Origin of the sequence: Shewanella sp. SM73 (assembly GCF_025653795.1) — a bacterium.
Lineage (GTDB): Bacteria > Pseudomonadota > Gammaproteobacteria > Enterobacterales > Shewanellaceae > Shewanella > Shewanella oncorhynchi.
Genome location: NZ_JAKKRY010000011.1, coordinates 112,172 through 134,095 on the forward strand (window position 1 = coordinate 112,172; position 21,924 = coordinate 134,095).

Below are 21,924 nucleotides of genomic sequence, written 5' to 3' on the forward strand. Positions count from 1 at the left end.
GACAAATAAGTCAAAATAAATCAGCCAGCATTATGCTGGCTGATTTTTTTGGTTAAGGCTGAGTTTGTCTTTATCTATAGCCTATCGCATTAAGGCTATCAACTCTTAGCTTAGCGTGCTTGATCTAGACCGCGGCGTTTAAGTAAGCCTTCTGTGGTGGGTTCTTGTCCGCGGAAGTTTTTGTAGGCGTCCATTGGCGCTATGCTATTACCCACTTCACGGATCGTTTTGCGGTACTTCATGCCGATTTCACGATTGAGCCCGCCTTGGGTTTGTACATAGGCAAACGCATCCGCCGCTAAAATCTCACTCCACATATAAGCGTAATAACTTGCCGAGTAACCGCCGGGGAAGGCGTGGGCAAAATAGGTCGACTTATAACGCGGAGGTACGGCACTAATGTTTAAGCCGTGCTTTTTCAAAGCATTGGCTTCAAAGGTTGGTACATCTTGCAGCGGGGTATCTGGGCTTAATGAATGCCATTCCATGTCTACTAATGCAGCGGCCATGTATTCCAGTGTGTCAAAGCCTTGGTTGAAACTGCCAGATTTCAGTAGTTTTTGCAGCAGTTCATCGGGAATGGGTTTGCCCGTTTCGTAGTGTTTCGCGTAGTTCGCTAACACTTTTGGATGGGCTGCCCAATCTTCTTCAAACGTCGATGGAAATTCGACAAAGTCGCGTGAAACCGAGGTACCCGCCAGACTTGGATAAGTCACTTTAGAGAACATGCCGTGGGTGCCGTGACCCATTTCATGGAACATAGTGGTGACTTCGTTATAGCTGACGAAGGTGGGTTGACCTTCGGGCGCTTTCTTTATGTTCATCACGTTGACGACCACAGGTTTAGTGCCTTCGAGGAAGGATTGACCGACGAACGAACTCATCCAAGCGCCACCACGTTTACCTTCACGGGCAAAATAGTCGGCGTAGAAAATGGCCATGCTTGAGCCATCGGCATCAAACATTTCGTAGGCTTTCACATCGGGATGGTAAACCGGTAAATCTGGGCGTGGTTTTAAGGTGACGCCATAGAGTTCTTTGAGTGTGTAGAATACGCCGTCTTCGAGCACACGGTTAAACTCGAAGTATGGGCGAATGCTATTGGCATCGAGGGCGTATTTTTCTTGGCGAACTTTTTCTGCGTAAAACTCCCAGTCCCACGGTGCCAGTTCAAATTTCCCACCGGTTTTAGTGATCATGGCTTGAATGTCGGCCGCTTCTTTCTCTGTGTTAGCAACTACCGCAGGCACCATTGAACCAAACATGCTGTAAACCGCTTCGGGTGTTTTGGCCATTTGCGGTGCTAATCGATAACTTGCCCAGTTTTCATAGCCTAATAGTGTTGCGCGCTCGGCTCTGAGTTTCGCTAAACGAGATACGAGTGACGCAGTTTCGTTTTCACCAGTTAAGCCACGGTTCGCTGAGGCTTCCCAAATACGCTGGCGTAGCTCACGGTTTTCCAGTGATGCCAACACAGGTTGGCGAGTGGTGTTGGTGATGTTAATCAGATACTTGCCATCGTGACCGGCCGCTTTGGCATCGTTCGCGGCTGAAGCTATTTCACCGTCGGTTAATCCAGCAAGTTCACTTTTTGAATCCACCACAACGGCGATTTCTTTGGTTAAGCGTAATAAACGCTGAGAGAACTCATTCGTTAGTGTTGATTGTTCTTCATTTAACGCGCGGATTTTAACTTTTTGTTCATCGGTAAGTTTAGCGCCAGCCATGATAAAGCGTTGGTGATACACCTCAACCAAACGCACGGCTTCTGGGGTTAACCCTAAGTTGGTGCGGTCGTTATAGATGGCTTCGATACGGGCAAATAGCGCTGGGTTTAAGTTGATATTATCTGAGTGGGCCGCCATTTTTGGCGCCATTTCGCCTTGGATTTTACGCAGTTCTGGATTGCTGTTTGACCCTGCTAAATTATAAAACACGCTTGATGCACGGTTGAGTAGGGCGCCGCTTTTCTCCATAGCCACAATCGTATTATCGAAGGTTGCTGCTGCCGGATTATTGGCTATTGCGAGAATTTCTTGGTACTGCTCTGCCATGCCTTGCTCTAGGGCTGGCGCGAAGTGCTCATTCTTAATGAGGCTAAAATCGGGTGCTTGATATTGCAGGTTACTGGCTTGGAACAGCGGATTTTGGTTTTGTACCGAGATAACGTTAGGTGCTTTAGTTTCTGTGCTGCTGCAACCTGCCATGAATCCGGCGGTGAGAGTGGCGCCGATGGCGATGGCAATAAAACTTTTACGCATAATTGAGTGACTTCCTTTGAATTGTTGTTTTTTAGGACTGTAACGTTAGTAACTTAAATAGGGCTGAAAATGGCTTGTTATCGGGAATGTCTAAGTAAAAAAGGAGCCTCGCATTAGCGAGACTCCTTTGGCTATTTCCTTGCAGGGAAAATAGGTACCGCTTTTTACTTACTTCTTAATCACGCGATGATGAGATGATTAATTAGCGAGTAAACTTGTGGTATTTATCAATACCAGAACTTCTACCTGTGTCATGACATACTGCACAGGATTCAGAGGTCGGTTGTTTAAACCAGTCAGCAACCTTTGGTATGCTGATTTCACCACCGTTGCTTGCCATATGCGCCTTAGCTGAATCGCTAGTGTGGCAGGCATAACAGTTAGCGGTGACTGGGCTTGTCATTTTGCTACCTGGCTCAGCGATGTATTGATTTGGCACTTTGCTTAAATCAATCGCTTTTTCATGACAGGCAACGCAGCTAGTAGAGGCTTCAATCGCGCCTGCACCGTTAGCGGTTTGCGCTTGAGTTCCATCAGCTTTAACTTCACCGACTTTAGCGCCATTACCCCAGTGCCAGCTGTGCACCATAGGACCAAAACCTGCGCCTAAGGCTGCTGAAGTACGTTCCATGCCGTTGTCATGGCAGGCGATACAAGCTTTACCACCTTCATCGAAGGCACCATTTTTGTGGAACGCAGTGGCATCGTTGTGACAAGTAGTACAGCTGTTAGTACTCGCTATCTCACGACGTTCGAAGCCAGAGACCTTTTGAGTGGTGACAGGGTTAACGACATCTGAGTAAGCCGTAAAGGATATGCCCATAGAACCATCATAACCTGTCGCTCTTAGGTTGCCATTACTTTGGTAGCGTTGCTTACCATCATATTCCATCCAACCAGCGGTACTGAATGTCACGCGGGCAGAATAAACATAGTTAGCATTCACTGCGCTGATATCTGTCAGTAAATGACAGATATTTTTAGTGCCGTCAGTGTTGTAACCATAGTAGTAGTTAGTACGGTTACCTGGGCGACCCACTAAGCTGCCATTTTCATAGGAATGTAAATAAGCGCCCGCATAAACTACGGGTTTCTTAGCGTCATATACTAGCGGGCTAGAATAGTTAAAGTTGTCTTTAATGCTAAAGACGTTACCATCGGTGTCTTTCACTGTCAGCGTTGTACACCAGCCTGGGGCGGTTACTGCAGCCGCAGCACCTGTCGGCGCATAGTGGTCTGTCTTGGTAGAAATATCATCTACTTTAACAGGTGTTGATAGACTCAATTTATACTTAGCGCGAATCGCTTGGCGTTCGGTTATACCCGCTTTGCTTTCGTGCATAATGCGCAGATCCGCACCATTACTTGGGATAATAGCCCCTGGTACGCCACCACTGTCATGGCAATCAATACAACCTGGTCCAGCTACGTTGATGTTTTTAGGTGCTTCAACGTGACAAGATGTACAGTTTTGTACTGAAAAGTCTTTAGTAAAATCTTGGTGATTGATATGACCAATTTTAGATAGGGTGTTTGTCGCATAGCCACCCGTAGAGAAACCTTCAGCATTGACAACTGCGCGGCTAACTGAGCCGTGACACACTAAACAGCCTTCCACGAAGGTGACTTCGCTGTCCATGCCAGTAGCGACATAGCTTGCATGACGACGAGGACTTGTTGAGTAGTCGATATGGCAAGAGTAACAACTATCAGTTGTGGTTGAATGGGTGCCTTCAGGTTTGTTAACGACCAGAGGTTTAGAGGTCGCAATACCATTATTACCACCGACACGTAACCAAACGATACCTTCAGTGCTTGGATTAACCCCTTTCATTGGTACTTTAAATTGGTAATGACCATCAGCTAAAGCGGTCAATTCAGCACCGACGGTTGCTTGAGTTGCTTCACCGCCAATATGGACGTTATCTGTAACACCATTTTTATCAGCTTCGGTGCGGTTAGTGATGAAGCCTTTATCTGTTAGTGCCGCCACTTTGGCTTGAGCATTTAACAGTCCGTTGATTAGGTTATTGTTTTCATCTGTAATTTCAAATTCGTAAGTGATACTGCCTTCGCCAAAGCTATAGTTGATCACTTTGACGTTAGTCATAGTAGAACTGGTGACAGGGGGCGGTGTTCCAGGCTCACCGGGTGTTCCAGGTTCACCAGGTGTTCCAGGGATACCGGGCGTTCCTGGTGCTCCATCTACACCATCTTTACCATCATCGCCACAGCCAACAAGGGCGCCAGTTAGTGCTAAGGCAACTAAATATGCCAGTTTTCTAGAGGTGAAAATTCTCATCATAATCTCCATTTGATCCAATATGCGAATAAAGGACGGAGTGGAGCACTAAAGTTTGCAGGGTAGATTAGTGCTTTGACCGTTGGTCTTAATTTGCAAGCTATCGAATACTTTTCTTTTTTTAATTGAGCACGTTTTGTCTCGAATGAAATATTACTGTTAACGCTATGTTTATTTTTTGAGCGCAAGCCCATTTATACCTATTACTTTGGAGGTAGATCGCACTTTTTAAATTTAACTTTTACTAATTTTTCCTTACGAAACAACATTTAAGTTTCAGTTAAGCTTTCATTAACAATTGAACGGCATCGGGGCGTTTTTTATGTTTTTTGCAGGGAAGAGTATTAAATGAAGTGGGCTAGAAATATTTCAGGAGGCGATTGGGGATTAAAATGATTGATAAGTTGGTGTCATTGCAGAATTTCATGATAAAAGCTTAGCGGCTGCTAGTGTTCTGATGTGAAGCGCAATGTTAGACTAGCGCTCAATTTGGCTCTGGTAGCAGACGCGTAAGCGATAACGTTTTTAAAGGGTATAAGTCTTGGCTCAATTGTATTTTTATTATTCGGCAATGAACGCGGGTAAATCCACTTCCCTATTACAGTCATCCTATAACTACCGTGAACGCGGTATGAATACTTTGGTCATGACAGCCTCAATAGATGACAGATATGGCAAAGGTAAAGTGGCCTCACGTATTGGCATTGAAACCGAAGCACAGGTATTTAGTAGCCAAGATGATTTGACTCAAATGATTAGCGATGTGCATCAAGCTACGCCATTAAGTTGTGTGCTGGTGGATGAGTGTCAGTTTTTGAGTAAAGAACAGGTTAAGCAGCTGACGCATGTGGTCGATAATATTGATATTCCTGTACTCTGCTATGGCCTAAGAACGGACTTTCAAGGCGAACTTTTTAGCGGCAGTCATTATTTATTAGCTTGGGCCGATAAATTAGTTGAGTTGAAGACTATTTGCCATTGTGGACGTAAGGCTAACATGGTGGTGCGTCTTGATGGTGAAGGCAAGGTGATGCGCGAGGGTGAGCAAGTGGCGATTGGTGGTAATGAAAGTTACGAGTCTGTCTGTCGCAAACATTTTCGTGAATTTATCTGGGATGCGCATGAATATGTGGGATGAGGCTTCGTTAATAGTGTGATTATTGAGCGACTCATTCTTTTTGTGCGACTTAAATTAGCTCGTTTTGTTTTTAAGTCATACTGTCTGTTGCCTTAATCGCTGAAAATACCTTGATATCAACAAATTAATATTTGGCAAAATGTACTATCAGCTTAACATTAGTATTGATTAGTGGCGGTTGTGGGTCACAGGCCCCCTTATTTACAGTGAAGTTAGGTTTGATAAAGTGTGGAACATAATGGGTACTAAGACTAATTAATAGAGCCGGATAATGGCTAGATGAGTTTGATATCTTGCTTTACTGAGTGGCAACGGATTTGCTGAGTTGCATGAAAGATGAATATTTTAGTGTTTTTTTGGAGCTGTTTTGCCTAATTCCACATCAGAGATGAAGTTCGAAAATTATCGTCCTCGTCCACCACAACCTGAGCCTAAAGCTAAGGTTAAGCCGCCGCGTAAAGCCAGATCAAAGGGCAGGGTCTGGTTCTTATTTTTCATTCTGATTTGCTGCGCTGCATTGCTGATTGGACTTGAGGTTAAAACTTCGTTTTATCAAGCAAAATTCATCAATCAATATGCTAAGACGCTCACCTATGAATTAGAAAGCTCACCGAGCCAAGCGGTTATTTATCCTAGTTATGGTCCTTTTGATGAGCGCCATGGCTACAGTAAGTTACCTCAGTATATTGATAGGTTATTGCAACGGAATTTTCAGGTAACGCAACAAGTGGCGTTTTCGCCAGCGTTGCAGGAATACGCTCAACTTGGATTTTTTCCGCCTTACCATGAAAAGGCCCAATCTGGATTGACGCTGCTCGATTGCCGCAATACTGATTTATACGAATTTGCCTATCCTAAACGGGTTTATCAGGACGACGATAAGATCCCCAATGAAATCGTTAATACTTTGCTGTTTATTGAAAACCGCGAGTTATGGACGACGGAAGAGAAACTCAATCCTGTGATCGACTGGCCACGTTTTGTGGTGGCAGGCATGAGCCAAATTGCTGAAATGGTTGGTATGAATGTCTCTACCGCGGGTGGCAGTACACTCGCGACTCAGATTGAGAAATTCCGCCATTCTTCCCAAGGTTTAACCTTGAGTATTAAAGATAAGTTACTGCAAATTGGCTCGGCCAGTGTGCGCGTGTACCAACAAGGTGAAAACACTGAACCTGCTCGTAAGCGCATCGTTCAAGATTATCTGAATACCGTGCCATTATCTTCGGCGCCAAATCATGGTGAAGTTCATGGTATTGGTGATGGATTGTGGGCGTGGTTTGGTACCGATTTTGATACTGCAAACAAGCTGTTAGCATCGCCGCAGATCAAAGGTAATGCCACCAAGCGCGGACAAGTATTCCGACAAGTGGTTGCCTTGATGATCGCCCAACGTCGTCCGTCCTACTATCTATTACAAGGTCATGAAGATCTTGAAAACTTAGTCGATAGCCATATCCGTTTACTCGGCCAGTATTATTTGATTGATCGTGGTCTACGTGATGCTGCACTCGCGCAGAAATTGCAGTTTAAGGTCGCCAAGCCGCAGCGTAATACCCAATCTGGCGCAGATAAGGGCGTGAACACAGTTCGCATTCGCACCGCAGGCATGTTAAATGTGGGGCTGTATGATTTAGACAGGCTCGATTTGACGGTCAATAGTAGCTTACACAGTGACTTACAGCAGAAAGTCAGTCACTACTTACGCAGTCTGGCGCAAGTGCCTACCGCGGAGAAAGTGGGTCTGCTTGGCGAACGGTTACTCGACCCAAGTCAACTGCAAAACGTATTGTATAGCTTTACGCTTTATGAGCGCACTGAGACCGCCAACCGAGTTAGAGTGCAGACGGATAGCACCGATCAGCCTTTTGATATTAACGAGGGCAGTAAGTTGGAATTGGGCTCAACCGCTAAATTGCGGGTGATGGCGACCTACTTAGAAATCATTGCCGAGATCCACGACAAGTATTCCAAGAAACATGGGATTGAATTGGAATCTATCATTATCGAACCTAGGGATCATTTAACCCGTTGGGCGATTGATTACTTGATTTTGAATCCCGACAGACGTTTAGACCGCATGTTAGATGCGGCGTTACAGCGAGAATATTCGGCCTCAACCAGTGAACAATTTTTTACCGGTGGTGGGTTGCATGTGTTTAATAACTTTAAAAAAACAGAAGATTTAAAAACGCCAACACTTTACCAAGCCCTGCAGGATTCGGTTAACTTGCCGTTTGTGCGTCTCATGCGCGATATCGTGAATTACAGCAGTAGTATGCAAAACGAGGGCAATATGGCCCAGTTGCTGCGTAATGATAAAGATCCGCGCCGTGACGAATATCTGCGAGTATTTGCTGATAGAGAAGGTAATACCTTCGTTACTAAGTTTTATCGCAAGTACAAAAAAGTGGCTGCGAATGAGCGTTTCGACATGTTTTTTGACGGTTTGTCCCAGTCGGAGCAGCAGTTGACGGCGGCGTATCGCTATTTACTGCCCGATGAATCTATGGCGGCATTTAAGGCTTTCTTGAAGCAAAGATTGCCGCAGGTGAGCTATACCGATGGTCGTATTAAGAGCTTATATAACAAGTACGGTCCGGATAAATATAATTTGCCAGATCAAGGCTATATCGCACGGGTGCATCCCTTGGAATTGTGGGTGCTGGATTACCTTAATCATAATCCTGATGCCAACTTGAACGATGTTAAGCAGGCGAGTGAAGCACAACGTCAAGAGGTTTACCGTTGGTTGTTTAGGACGCGGCATAAAAACGCCCGTGACGTACGAGTGCAAGTGATGCTTGAAGTTGAAGCCTTCCTTGACATACATCAACGTTGGGCGCGTTTAGGTTATCCCTTTGATTCTATGGTGCCATCCTTAGGCTCAGCACTGGGTAGCTCGGGTGACCGACCCGCAGCCTTAGCCGAGCTGATGGGCATTATTCAAAATGACGGCTATCGTTTGCCCACAGTGCGTATCAATCAGCTGCATTTCGCCGCAGATACGCCCTATGAAGTGAGATTGCAGAATCAGAACACCCAAGGTGAGCGGGTAATGCGCCATGAAGTAGCACAAGCCTTAAAAGCAGCGCTGGCGAACGTAGTGCAAAACGGCACCGCACGTCGTTTAAAGGGCATTTTTACCGATGAAAAAGGTGGCATGTTAGCCATAGGCGGGAAAACCGGCACCGGTGATAACCGTATTGTGACTCAGATGCAGCAAGGTAAAAAAGTGGCGACTACGGCGATGAACCGCACCGCGACCTTCGTGTTTTATCTAGGTGACAAATACTTCGGTACTTTGACCGCCTTTGTGCCAGGCAGTAAATCCGATGATTTTAGTTTTACTTCAGCGCTGCCATTGCAGGTGATGAAGGGCATGATGCCTATTTTAGCTCCCTATGTACAAACCGAGCAGGGCATGTGTGTGGTGAACGAATAAAGGCATGAATTAATAAGTGCCACGCCAACGACAAAGAGTGTTCCTGATGAACACTTTTTGTCGTTTTAAGGCTTAAATTTTCTATCGATTGAGCTTATTGCTGTGGTTAAGGTGCTTTAGTTAAAGCGCTCTATTTAAAGTGCAGCGATTAAGATTACTGCGGCGATAACTGGTAAATTTTTGATTTAGCTTCATCGGTTACGAGATAAATCAGTCCATCTGGCCCTTGCACGACTGAGCGCAATCTTTGCCCTAATTCAGTTTTCAGTAGCCGCTCTTCTTTAATTATCTTGTCGCCATCAAGCACTAAACGCACCAGTGTTTTTCCCTTTAGGCTGGCGAGTAACAGATTATTTTGCCACTGTGGAAATTTATCACCTGTGTAAAACATAAAGCCCGCCGTGGCAATCGAGGGCACCCATTTGTAGACGGGTTGCTCCATTCCTGTCTTATGAGTGCCTTCGCCAATTTTGCCGCCGCCGTAATTCTCACCATAGGTAATCACAGGTCAGCCATAGTTTTTGCCCGCCTCATCAATATTGAGTTCATCGCCGCCCTGAGGTCCATGCTCGCCAGTCCACAATACTTTGCTGATGGGATTAATCGCCGCGCCCTGCATATTGCGATGACCAATAGACCAGATCTCGGGTAAGGCGCCAGCCGTATTGGCGAAGGGGTTATCCTTAGGCACTGAGCCATCGGCATGAATACGCACCACTTTGCCTAAATGATTGTCCAATGTTTGGGCGCTATCTTTTTCGCTGTAGCGATCGCCGAGTGTGATAAACAGTGTGCCATCAGGCGCCCACACTAAACGAGATCCAAAATGGTGGCCGCTGTTGATTTTGGGTTGTTGACTAAAAACGCGGGTGAGATTTTCAAGCTTGTTACCATTGAGCGTGGCAAAACTGACCGCTGTGCTATTGAGCTCGCTTGCATCACCTTCAGCGGGTTCTGAATAACTGAAATAGATTTTTTTGCTGCTGGCAAAATCTGGCGCAAGCACGACATCAAGTAAACCACCTTGACCTTTGGCATACATCGGCGGTAAACCCGTTAAGGGTTCACCCACTTTGCCTGCCGTGCTGACAATGCGCATTCTGCCAGCGCGTTCAGTCACGAGCATACTGCCATCGGGTAAGAATGCCATACCCCAGACATTCTCTAACCCTTGGGCTATGGTTTTTACCTGAATATTACCCGTTTCCGTTTTGACGCTAATGGTTGCTGCGCTAGCGGTTTCGGTGTAAATAGCCGGTGAGCATGCAATAAGACACAGGGCAAGATTTAAGGTGCTTAGCTTCAAGGTCTTTGGCATTAATTTACTCAGTCTTAAGGTCCTCAGCTTCAAGGTCATCAGTTTCATCGCTATCCTTAATCACAGTGTTCTCCTATAGGATGGATCAGAGTAACAAGTCAGTCACATAAGGGCAATTTATCGGTGAGACCTTGTATCGAAAACTCGCCTGTCCAGCTTTTATGAGTTTAAGCTTCACAAATCAAAAGCCTAACGTATGAAAACTAACGCATGAAAAAGCCTAAAGCCATCGCTAAACCGACGATCACAATAAAGCCGCGTAGCAAGGGCTGTGAAATACGGTAGGCCAGCGCCGCCCCCACATAACCACCGACAATCGCCATAACGGCAAGCAGCAACAGATATTGCCCATCGATAACATTGCCCGCGGCATAAACCACAACGGCAATGGCGGTGAGCAGGGCTGAAATCAGATTTTTAAGTCCGTTCATCCCATGTAGATTGGTTTGCCCCATCAGGCCAAAACTTGCGAGTAGTATGATGCCTAAGCCACCATTAAAATAACCGCCATAGATACACACAGCCGACAGCATTATCAGTGCCGTTATCGGACTTAACATTGGCGTAGAGGTGTTTTCGCCTTGCTCTGCGATTCTTCGTTTGAGCAACCAAGGGCCAACAATAAAGGCCGCGGTGGCCAGTAGAATCAGCCAAGGGATCAGCTTTGCGAAGACTTGCTCGCTGGTGGTCAGCAAAATACCCGCGCCAATACTGCCGCCAATTAAAGCAATTAAGATCAGATTCTTAAGGCTAAGACTCGCCGGATATTCGATATCCTTTCTAAAACGCCATGCGCTGGCGATATAACCAGGCAGCAGCGCGGCTGTCCCCGTGGCATTCGCCGCAATCGGTGGAACCCCGACAAACACTAACGCTAATAGGGTAATAAAACTGCCTCCACCGGCAACTGCATTGAGCATGCCGCCTAAAAAGCCCGCGAGTGCAATAATAAGCCAGTCCATAGATACCGCTCCTTTGGACAATGAGAGAGTTAAACAGAGCGCTCAAAATGTGTCTGTTATTATGAGTCAATCTAAGCACTCACCCTAACAGGATGATTTCGATATTGAAAGTCGCGCAATGATTCGTTACATATCGCCATTTGTGAAGGTGAAAATATAGGATGAGTGAGCAGGCTTTTATTTGCTTAGTGCTAGGGGACTTGATCCCAAATGCCAGACATAAAAATAACCGCTGCTATGGCTTCACTTTGCTCGGTAAAAACATCTTCTCCCCAACAGTTTTGTCCACGTTCTTGGTAATAAACATGAAAGGTACTGAGCATAGGTGTTCGAATGCAATACCAACCATCGAAGGTATTCTTAGCAAAATTGACCCAATACTGCGCATCAGCAGTTTGGATTTGCTGAATGAGTAATTCATTTTGCGATAGCAAAGCCACAAGCTCATTCTGGGTGGTTATTTGATGCTCGGCTTTTATAGCCTCGAGAAGATTTTTAAGTTTTATCATGGGATCTTTTTCATTCATCGAGAGTATCTACATCACTTTTAACGAATGGCCGCGGAGATGGAGGATTGGATTAATGCTTCAAAAATATCTGTTTGCCCGGCTGGAATAAGCTGCCTGTGAATTTCGCGGCGTTTCGCACTGTCGAATAAACGCTCCGCAACCCAACCCGTTAAATAGATTGAGGAAAGGCAGCCGCCCGCAGTGGCAATATTGCCATTAATCACGAGGGCGCAGTCTTCTACATCGACGCCCATGGCAACTAGGGCAGGTTTTGCATCGGGGTGAGTCGTTGCCGAGAGATTGTCGAGTAGCCCTAATTTGGCAAAGAAGAATGACCCCGCGCAGATACTGCCAAGCAATTGTCGTGTGGGATCTAATTTAAGGGCGGACATAAACTCAGTATCAGCAAGTGCCGCAGGTACGCCTTTGTAACCACTGCTGAATAATACCACGTCGGCATCAGCGACTTCGGCCACATGACCATCGGTTGCAACCGTCATCCCTAAACTCGATCTGTGGCTAGGTTTGGTCCCGAGTACTTTTACTGTCCAATCGGTTTTTGTACGGCCGAGAATATCGCGCATTAAGAAGAAATCGATATCGGTAAATTCATCAAATATCACAATCGCAATCTGGTACATAAGCTTTCCTCTGGCTTTGTGCGGATAGTTTTTTGGTGTTATTTTGGAATTGTTTAATATATACAATTAGTTAGTGTTTTATAGGACTTAAGGTATTCGTTCCGCATCCTTATCACGAACTGCAATGAGCTATAGCCTACAATTTGGTGCGTATTATCGCTTTTTCAAGAGGTCATTTGCTCAACTCTAATGAGTTAATCAGGTAATTCATACTAATGAATGAGTTGTGCAATTGACTAGGATTAGCTCTCAAGTCGCAGCGCTAACTAATTGCTAGATAAACAAAAAGCCCAGAATTATCTTCTGAGCTTTTATATATAAAACTTGAGCAGTGATGGTAAGAAGCAAAGCTAAACTGAATGCTTAAAACACCATTTCTGGTACATGCTCTGGCACGATTAACTTACCGGCGGTTTTGCTGACGATTTCTTCGACGCTGACGCCTGGGGCGCGCTCGAGTAAATGGAAGGCGCCATCTTTGATTTCGATAAAGGCTAAATCTGTGACGACGCGTTTAATGCAGCCGTAACCAGTCAGCGGCAATTCGCATACGGGCAGTAGCTTAGAATTACCGTATTTATCGGCGTGCATCATAGTCACGATAATGTTTTCGGCGCCGGCGACTAAATCCATCGCGCCGCCCATGCCTTTGATGAGTTTGCCGGGGATCATCCATGAGGCGATAGAGCCATTGACATCGACTTCAAAGGCGCCGAGTACGGTTAAATCCACATGGCCGCCACGGATCATGGCAAAGCTCTCGGCTGAAGAAAAAAACGACGCGCCTTTCACTGCGGTAACGGTTTGTTTGCCCGCGTTGATTAAATCTGGGTCGATGGCGTCTTCGGTAGGGAATTCACCCATGCCGAGTAGGCCGTTTTCAGATTGCAACATGACTTCCATGCCTTCGGGAATGTAGTTGGCCACCAGTGTTGGAATGCCAATGCCGAGGTTGACGTAGTAGCCATCTTTTAATTCTTTGGCGACGCGCTGAGCCAGTTGTTCTCTTGATAATGCCATGATATCTATCCTTTCTATTTGGCTTTGACGCTTTGGTCTTTACTCTTAGTTTTTACTTTAGGGAGCTAAGTGCCAATTGCGTTAACTGTGTTTCAAGGTTTTGCCAGCGCCTTTTATTTCGCGGCTTTTACCGTGCGCTGCTCGATACGTTTCTCGAACGTGCCTTGAATAACGCGGTCAACATAGATGCCCGGCGTGTGGATATGATCTGGGTCTAGCTCGCCCGGCTCAACAATAAACTCGGCTTCAACCACAGTGATTTTGCCCGCGGTCGCCATCATAGGGTTAAAGTTGGCGGCGGTTTTACGGAACACCAAATTACCCATGGTATCGGCTTTCCATGCGCGCACTAAGGCAAAATCTGCGGTCAGCGACTCTTCTAATACGTAATGGCGACCTTTGATTTCGCGGGTTTCTTTGCCATCAGCGACTGGCGTGCCGTAGCCTGTAGCGGTGAAAAATGCCGGAATACCTGCGCCGCCTGCGCGGATCTTTTCCGCCAGCGTGCCTTGGGGCGTTAAAATCACGTTCAGTTCGCCAGAGAGCATTTGCTGTTCAAAGGTGGCATTTTCACCCACGTAAGAGGCGATCATAGTGGCGATTTGGCGATGTTTTAACAGTAAGCCAAGGCCGAAATCATCAACGCCCGCGTTGTTCGAAATCGCCGTTAAGCCGTTAACGCCCATCTTAACCATTTGATTGATTAAGCCTTCTGGAATGCCGCATAGGCCAAAGCCGCCGACCATAATGGTCATGTCGTTTGATAAGCCTGCTAACGCTTCTTCATAGCTGCTGACGACTTTATTGAGTCCTGCCATTGTGATGTCCTTTTATGCTTTATAAAACGCGCTGCGAATGACGCGCATTTTTAATAACGGTTGTTGGTGTCGTTAATTATTGTTGTTCTATTTTGCTAACAGGGCTGTGGCCACTTTCGAACCGTTTTTACGATTCAACTGTGTGCTGATGGCTTGACCTGCTAACGCGAGTTTTTGTAAATCGATACCCGTTTCGAATCCCATGCCGTGCAGCATATACACTAAGTCTTCGGTGGCAAGATTGCCCGATGCGCCTTTGGCATAGGGGCAACCACCAAGACCCGCAACCGAGGAGTCAAACACCCGCACACCTAAGTCTAAACAGGCCAAAATGTTGGCTAATGCTTGGCCATAGGTGTCGTGAAAGTGTAGCGCCAGTTTTTCGACTGGGACGCGCTCAGCCACTGTTTGCAGCATTCTACGGGCTTTTTGCGGCGTGCCTACACCGATAGTGTCGCCGAGCGATATTTCGTAGCAGCCCATTTTGTAAAGGATTTCAGACACACGGGCCACTTCACTGACCGCTATCTCACCTTCATAGGGGCAGCCGAGCACACAGGACACATAGCCGCGCACCGGAATATTGTGTTTTTTTGCTAATTCCATCAAAGGGATAAAGCGTTCAATCGACTCTTCTATCGAGCAGTTGATATTGCGCTGACTAAAGCTTTGTGAGGCGGCGCCAAATATTGCCACCTCACTCGCTTTTGCATCCAGCGCCAGTTCAAAGCCTTTGACGTTGGGTGTGAGCGCGCTATACACCACGCCGCTTTGACGCTGTATTTGCTTGAGCACATCGGCAGAATCGGCCATTTGTGGCACCCATTTAGGTGACACAAAGCTGCCTGCTTCGATACGCTTAAGCCCCGCACCTGCCAGCGATTCAATCAAGGCGATTTTAGCTACCGTCGGCACAGCGACTTCGTTTTGCAGGCCGTCGCGCGCGCCCATCTCGAAGATGCTGACTCTGTCTTTGGCGTTCGCTGCTTGGCTTAGATTGGCTAACGACATCTTAGGCTTCCTTGGTCGCAGTGGGCTCAGCTTCAATCCCATTTAATGACGCTAGGTTTAACGGCTCAACGTTAAGCAAGGTTGCGCCATCGGTCACCAGCTCGCCCGCCTTAAAGTAGAATTCAGTGACTATGCCATCAAAGGGCGCTTCGATTGTGTATTCCATCTTCATGGCTTCCATCACTAGCAAACCTTGGCCCGCTTTAACTTGTGTACCAACATCGACTAAATGGGTCACTACTGTGCCGTTCATCGGTGCTTTTAACTTGTCAGCATTGCTGGCTTGTTCTTCGACTACGAGTGTTTGCACTGCTTTAAAGTGGTAACTGCCGGAGGATAAAAATAGCGTAAAGTCATCACCTTGGGCACTAACGGGCACTTTACTCTTATGGCCGTTGATTTCGGCGAGCAGTAAATCTTGTTTCAGCTCGCCATTTAGCAACCAATCTTGTCCGTGCAGCGGTAGCTGATACATGCCGCCTAAATCGAGCATCACTAACTGCTGCAATTCATGGGCATCATCGAGCAGGGCAATATTGTGCTGGCTGCAGCTGTTGAGTCTAAAGCCGCTGACTTGACCCCAAGGCGAGTAAGGATCGGCGCTGTTGATCGCTTGTGCTTTGGCGGCTTCTTTACGGGCAAGCACTTGATACAGCGCGGCAAAGGCAAGGGCAGTGTCAGCTTCGCTTGAAGCTGTGCCAATTAAGGTGTCGCCATAACGGCCAATAAAGTCAGTGCTAAAGTCGGCATTGGCAAACGCTGGGTGTTCGGCAATGTTCGCTAAAAACTCAATGTTGTGCTTAAGACCGCTGATTTGATACGACTCTAACGCATGCACTAAACGTTGCAGGGCGCGTGGGCGCGATTCATCCCAGACGATAAGCTTGGCAATCATAGGATCGTAGAAGTTACTGATCACATCGTTTTCACGAATGCCCGAATCGATACGCACGTATTTGCTTTGCTCGGGTTCGCGCAAAAAGTTGAGCTTACCGCTGGCGGGTAAAAACTCATTCTGTGGATCTTCGGCATAAATACGCACTTCAAAGGAGTGGCCGTGAATACGTACTTCATCTTGCTTAAGGGGCAGTGGCTGACCACTGGCGACCATCAATTGCCATTTCACTAAATCTTGGCCTGTGACCATCTCAGTCACTGGATGCTCAACCTGCAGACGGGTGTTCATCTCCATAAAATAGAAGCTATTGTCTGTATCTAGCAGAAACTCTACAGTCCCCGCGCCAACATAATCGATGGCTTTGGCTGCCGCGACGGCTGCTTCACCCATTTGGGCGCGCAGTGCATCGCTTAACCCTGGCGCTGGCGCTTCTTCGACCACTTTTTGGTGGCGACGTTGAATCGAGCAATCGCGATCAGATAAGTAAATCGCGTTGCCAAAGGTGTCGGCAAACACTTGCACTTCGACGTGGCGCGGCTGGCGTAAATAACGCTCCATCAATAATTTATCGTTACCAAAAGAAGAGGCCGCTTCACGGCGCGCTGAGTTAACGGCTTCCATGATTTCGCCTTCATTCTCGACGATTCGCATGCCTTTACCGCCGCCGCCATAAGCCGCTTTAATCAGCATAGGGAAGCCGATTTTCAGTGCCTCCGCTTTTAAGGTCGCATCGGTTTGGTCATCGCCGTGATAACCCGGCACTAAGGGCACATTTGCCGCAGTCATAATGGATTTTGCGGCGCTTTTGCTGCCCATGGCATCGATAGCATCACTGCCTGGGCCAACAAATGCGATGCCTGAGGCTTCACATTTACGGGCAAAGTCGGCGTTTTCAGATAAGAAACCATAACCGGGATGAATCGCTTGTGCGCCCGCTTTTTTGGCTATGTCGATAATCAAATCGCCCTTTAAATAGGAGTCTGCTGGCGCACTGCCGCCTAAGTAGAAAGATTCGTCGGCCATGGCGACATGGCGCGCTTCTTTATCGGCATCGGAATATAGGGCAACGGTGCGAACACCCATGGCATGGGCGGTTTTGATGATGCGACAGGCGATTTCACCGCGGTTAGCAATCAATAGCTTGGTAAACATGTGCTTGGTTAACATCAAAGGGCTCCTTGGGTATCACTTGGCTTTTGCATTGGCGTAGGAGAGGGGGCGGAGTGCGCTTGTTGCCAGTTTGGCTGACGTTTCTCAAAAAAGGCATTTAAGCCTTCTTGGCCCTCGGTTGATACCCGAATGCGGGCGATACGCTCGCTAGTGTAATCAATGGTGTTTTGGTCTATCACGCCATCTTCAAGGCGTGATAATAAGGTTTTTACCCATGCCATGCCTTGCGGACTATTGGCAAGTAGCGCATCAATCATAGGCTTTGCGGCGGCGTCTAAGTCATCGCTTATCTCATGGACGACATTAAGTTTTAATGCAGTTTCTGCACTAAAACGCTCGGCGGTCAGCATGTAGCGGCGCGATGCGCGGTTACCCATAGCGCGGGCAACGTAAGGGCTAATCACCGCAGGAATTAATCCAAGTTTTACTTCGCTCAAACAAAAACTGGCGCGCGTTGTGGCGATAGCGATATCGCTGGCGCAAATCAGCCCCAGTGCGCCGCCAAAGGCTGCACCTTGCACTAATGCAATGGTGGGTTTTGGAAAGGTATCTAAATCCTGCATCAGTTTCGCTAAGGCTTTGGCATCCGTTAGGTTTTGCTCAAAATCCATTTGGGCTTGCTTGCGCATCCAATTGAGATCGGCGCCGGCGCTGAAGTTTTTGCCGTTCGCTTTAAGCACCAGCACTTGGCAATCCTTATGCTCAGCAAAATAGCCAAGGACGCTAATCATCTCGCTAATCATCACTTCATCGAAGGCGTTGTGTACTTCTGCACGGTTAAGGATTAACTCGGCAACGCCGTCATTGAGTGAGTAACTCACGTGCTGCAAGTTGCTTAATTCCTGTGGCGTTATTGGTAAATTTGTCATAACTGTTTCCCTATCTTATTGATTTGCTGTGTATACGTATGGTTTACATACGGAACACACCAAAGCGGGTGTCTTCGATAGGGGCATTTAATGCCGCCGATAGCGCAAGGCCGACCACATCGCGGGTTTGCGCTGGGTCAATAATGCCGTCATCCCATAAACGGGCGCTGGCATGATACGGATGACCTTCTTTATCGTACTGGGCGACAATTGGCGCTTTAAAGGCTTTTTCATCCTCAAGTGACCATTCTTCACCTTTACGGGCTAAACCGTCGCGGCGCACTGTGGCAAGAACGCCTGCGGCTTGCTCTCCGCCCATCACAGAAATACGGGCGTTAGGCCACATCCACATCATGGTCGGTTCGAACGCGCGGCCACACATGCCGTAGTTACCCGCGCCGTAGCTGCCGCCGATAATCACAGTAAATTTAGGCACATTGGCACAAGACACCGCGGTTACCATTTTGGCACCGTGTTTGGCTATGCCTTCGTGTTCGTACTTTTTACCCACCATAAAGCCGGTGATATTTTGTAGGAACAGCAGCGGAATTTTGCGCTGGCAGCACAGTTCAATAAAGTGCGCGCCTTTTTGCGCCGACTCCGAGAACAGAATGCCGTTGTTGGCGACAATGCCGACGGGGTAGCCGTGAATACGGGCAAAACCGCACACTAAGGTTGCGCCATAGTTGGCTTTAAACTCATCAAAATCAGAATCATCGACGATACGGGCGATCACTTCTTTAACATCAAAGGGCTTTTTCAAGTCGGTGCCGACAATGCCGTACAGTTCGCTAATGTCGAACTTCGGTGGTTTGACAGGACTTAAGAGTGATTTGATTTCTTTTTGATGATTCAGGCGTGATACCGCGCGGCGGGCAAGCTCTAACGCGTGCTCATCGTTTTGGGCTAAATGATCCGCTACGCCGGAAATTTTAGTGTGCACTTCGGCGCCGCCTAACTCTTCGGCGCTGACTTCTTCACCTGTGGCCGCTTTGACTAATGGTGGGCCGGCTAAGAAGATAGTGCCTTGATCTTTTACGATAATCGATTCATCCGCCATGGCTGGCACATAAGCGCCGCCTGCGGTACATAAACCCATCACCACCGCAATTTGCGGAATGCCTTTTGCCGACATTTGCGCTTGATTGTAAAAGATGCGGCCGAAATGGTCGCGGTCGGGGAAGACTTCATCTTGGCGGGGCAGGTTAGCGCCGCCCGAGTCGACTAAATAGATACAAGGCAAGTGACAACGGCTGGCAATATCTTGGGCGCGAAGGTGTTTTTTAACGGTAATCGGGTAGTAAGTGCCGCCTTTAACTGTAGCGTCGTTGGCGATGATCATGCATTCGACACCACTCACACGGCCGATACCAGCGATAATGCCCGCTGCGGGCACTTCCTCGTCATAGACTTCAAACGCCGCAAATTGCGATAGCTCTAAAAAGGGCGAGCCCGCATCGAGCAGCTTTTCAACCCGTTGACGTGGCAATAATTTACCGCGGGATAAATGACGCTCCAGCGCCACAGGGCCGCCGCCGAGTTCGATTTTATTGAGTTTAGTTTTGAGATCGGCCACTAGGGCGGCCATATCGTCTGATTTTGCTTTAAATTCATCGCTACGGGCGTTGATACGACTGCTTAATTGCGTCACTTTGATTGTCCTTATAAAGCGGAAACTCGGTATCACCTTGCTCGAATGGGTGGCGCAAACTGTAAGTTACAGTGAGGTGCTACCCATTCACTTGTGAGAGATTATTTGAACACGCGTTATTTCGACTCATTGAACAGTTCGCGGCCAATTAGCATGCGGCGAATTTCTGAGGTGCCGGCGCCGATTTCATACAGCTTGGCATCACGCAGTAAGCGGCCAGTGGCGTATTCGTTGACATAGCCATTGCCGCCTAGCAGTTGAATGGCATCCAGTGCCATTTTGGTGGCGAGTTCTGCGCTATAAAGAATGGCGCCTGCGGCATCTTTACGGGTGGTTTCACCGCGATCGCAGGATTTTGCCACGTTATAGACATAGGATTTGGCGGCATTCATACCTGTGTACATGTCGGCTAACTTGCCTTGCACTAGTTGGAATTCACCGATGGATTTGCCAAATTGCTCACGCTCGTGGATGTAAGGCACAACGATATCCATACAGGCATTCATGATCCCCAGCGGGCCGCCAGAAAGCACGACGCGCTCGTAATCTAGGCCGCTCATCAGCACTTTTACGCCGTTATTGAGGCCGCCTAAAATGTTTTCTTCTGGTACTTCTACATCTTCAAACACCAGTTCGCAGGTGTTAGAGCCGCGCATGCCGAGTTTGTCGAGCTTTTGCGCTTGGCTAAAACCTTTCGAATCACGTTCAACGATAAAGGCGGTAATACCGTGTGCGCCTTTGGTTAAGTCGGTTTTCGCGTAAATGACATAGGTGTGTGCATCTGGACCGTTGGTGATCCACATTTTGTTGCCGTTTAAGATGAATCGGTCGCCTTCTTTACGGGCATGCAGCTTCATCGAAACCACGTCAGAACCTGCGTTTGGCTCACTCATGGCCAGCGCGCCAATATGCTCACCGCTCACCAGTTTTGGCAGGTACTTGGCTTTTTGCGCGGCATTACCGTTACGGTTGATTTGATTGACACACAGGTTTGAGTGGGCGCCATAACTTAGGCCGATAGAAGCTGATGCACGGGAGATTTCTTCCATTGCAACGACGTGGGCTAGGTAGCCCATGTTCGCGCCGCCGAACTCTTCGGGTACCGTTACTCCGAGCAGTCCCATTCCTCCAAGCACAGGCCAAAGTTCATTGGGAAAGGCATTGTCGTGATCCACTTTCGCGGCAATTGGGGCGATTTCATTCGCGGCAAAATCCTGCACTGCATCGCGCAGCATATCGACGTCTTCGCCTAGGCCAAAATTTAGACTTGTGTAGAGAGAGTTCATTGCTTGTGTCCTTTCAGATGTTCTAATTTCAGATTGTTATAGTTTTTATGATTTTTAGGTGCTTGAGTCTTTTAAATCTTGTACTTAAATCCGTAGTCGTTATCGCCATCAAATTGATTTGATTTTGTGTCAACGGGGATTTAGGCTTTTGCCGTTTTGTTATCTTCTAAGGCTAAACGGCACTGCTGCTCGGCGGAATTGAGTTCCATCAATACGACTTTGATGTCGTCCATTTGCTGTTGTAGTGCGGACTTCTTTTCTTCCACTAGCGCCAGCATGGTATTGAGTTGTGAAGTGCTGCTCTTGTCGGCATCGTATAATTCGAACAAACGACGGGTTTCTGCCAAAGAAAAGCCCAAGCGTTTACCGCGAAGAATGAGCTTGAGACGCACCCTGTCTTTGAGGCTATAAATACGGGTTTGGCCGCGGCGTTTAGGTTTAAGCAAACCTTGGTCTTCGTAAAAACGAATACTACGAGTAGTGATATCAAACTCTTTTGAGAGATCACTGATCGAGTAAGTCGTTTGTGGTGTGTTCGTTGCGCTCATTCATGCACCCTAAATAATCAGTTTTAAGCAAGATATATGAAGTTTACGTAAAGGTAAAGATTTTGGCTTTTATTCTG

At 47.3% G+C, this 21,924-nt stretch carries 15 protein-coding genes and 1 pseudogene; 2 read left to right on the plus strand and 14 right to left on the minus strand.

Annotated elements, in window-relative coordinates:
• Positions 1-110: 110 nt before the first annotated feature.
• Positions 111-2,261: a M3 family metallopeptidase gene (locus L5M51_RS15535; RefSeq protein WP_263148768.1), complete on the minus strand. Its 2,151-nt coding sequence runs from the start codon at positions 2,259-2,261 to the stop codon at positions 111-113.
• A 202-nt stretch (positions 2,262-2,463) separates the two neighbouring features.
• The gene (locus L5M51_RS15540; RefSeq protein WP_263173658.1) at positions 2,464-4,563 is read right to left on the minus strand and encodes a multiheme c-type cytochrome; all 2,100 of its coding nucleotides are present in this window, start codon (positions 4,561-4,563) and stop codon (positions 2,464-2,466) included.
• Positions 4,564-5,104: 541 nt separating this feature from the next.
• Here L5M51_RS15540 and L5M51_RS15545 point away from each other — a divergent pair.
• Both L5M51_RS15545 and L5M51_RS15550 read left to right on the plus strand, forming a co-directional pair.
• Complete coding sequence (locus tag L5M51_RS15545; protein WP_028761119.1) at positions 5,105-5,701, plus strand: thymidine kinase; 597 nt, start codon at positions 5,105-5,107, stop codon at positions 5,699-5,701.
• A 367-nt stretch (positions 5,702-6,068) separates the two neighbouring features.
• Positions 6,069-9,146: a transglycosylase domain-containing protein gene (locus L5M51_RS15550; RefSeq protein ID WP_263173660.1), complete on the plus strand. Its 3,078-nt coding sequence runs from the start codon at positions 6,069-6,071 to the stop codon at positions 9,144-9,146.
• A gap of 154 nt (positions 9,147-9,300) precedes the next feature.
• Here L5M51_RS15550 and L5M51_RS15555 read toward each other — a convergent pair.
• From L5M51_RS15555 to L5M51_RS15610, 12 genes and pseudogenes are all read right to left on the minus strand, one after another.
• Positions 9,301-10,512: pseudogene (locus L5M51_RS15555) on the minus strand (PQQ-dependent sugar dehydrogenase).
• A 155-nt stretch (positions 10,513-10,667) separates the two neighbouring features.
• Positions 10,668-11,426, minus strand: a complete 759-nt coding sequence (locus L5M51_RS15560) for a sulfite exporter TauE/SafE family protein (RefSeq protein WP_105252043.1) — start codon at positions 11,424-11,426, stop codon at positions 10,668-10,670.
• 191 nt (positions 11,427-11,617) lie between these two features.
• Positions 11,618-11,935: a hypothetical protein gene (locus L5M51_RS15565; RefSeq protein WP_025008087.1), complete on the minus strand. Its 318-nt coding sequence runs from the start codon at positions 11,933-11,935 to the stop codon at positions 11,618-11,620.
• A gap of 38 nt (positions 11,936-11,973) precedes the next feature.
• Positions 11,974-12,576 carry a DJ-1/PfpI family protein gene (locus tag L5M51_RS15570; protein ID WP_263173664.1) on the minus strand — a complete coding sequence of 201 codons (603 nt, stop codon included), beginning with the start codon at positions 12,574-12,576 and terminating at the stop codon, positions 11,974-11,976.
• Between the two features lie 363 nt (positions 12,577-12,939).
• A complete protein-coding gene (locus tag L5M51_RS15575) occupies positions 12,940-13,596 on the minus strand; it encodes a 3-oxoacid CoA-transferase subunit B (RefSeq protein ID WP_173243940.1) in 657 nt (218 codons plus the stop codon).
• A 113-nt stretch (positions 13,597-13,709) separates the two neighbouring features.
• Positions 13,710-14,414, minus strand: coding sequence for a CoA transferase subunit A (locus L5M51_RS15580; RefSeq protein ID WP_219253343.1), 705 nt, complete (start codon positions 14,412-14,414; stop codon positions 13,710-13,712).
• An 87-nt stretch (positions 14,415-14,501) separates the two neighbouring features.
• A complete protein-coding gene (locus L5M51_RS15585) occupies positions 14,502-15,425 on the minus strand; it encodes a hydroxymethylglutaryl-CoA lyase (protein WP_263173667.1) in 924 nt (307 codons plus the stop codon).
• Between the two features lies 1 nt (position 15,426).
• Positions 15,427-17,490 (minus strand): acetyl/propionyl/methylcrotonyl-CoA carboxylase subunit alpha, encoded by a 2,064-nt coding sequence (locus L5M51_RS15590; RefSeq protein WP_263173669.1) that lies wholly within the window; start codon positions 17,488-17,490, stop codon positions 15,427-15,429.
• Entirely contained in the window at positions 17,490-18,362 is an 873-nt protein-coding gene (locus L5M51_RS15595) for an enoyl-CoA hydratase-related protein (RefSeq protein ID WP_263173671.1), read from the minus strand. Before L5M51_RS15595 ends, L5M51_RS15590 begins: the two co-directional genes overlap by 1 nt.
• 43 nt (positions 18,363-18,405) lie before the next feature.
• A complete protein-coding gene (locus tag L5M51_RS15600; RefSeq protein ID WP_105252050.1) occupies positions 18,406-20,013 on the minus strand; it encodes a carboxyl transferase domain-containing protein in 1,608 nt (535 codons plus the stop codon).
• A 116-nt stretch (positions 20,014-20,129) separates the two neighbouring features.
• The gene (locus tag L5M51_RS15605; RefSeq protein ID WP_113940993.1) at positions 20,130-21,299 is read right to left on the minus strand and encodes an isovaleryl-CoA dehydrogenase; all 1,170 of its coding nucleotides are present in this window, start codon (positions 21,297-21,299) and stop codon (positions 20,130-20,132) included.
• A gap of 140 nt (positions 21,300-21,439) precedes the next feature.
• On the minus strand, positions 21,440-21,847 hold the full coding sequence (locus L5M51_RS15610) for a MerR family transcriptional regulator (protein ID WP_006082318.1): 408 nt from the start codon (positions 21,845-21,847) through the stop codon (positions 21,440-21,442).
• Between the last annotated feature and the right edge of the window lie 77 nt (positions 21,848-21,924).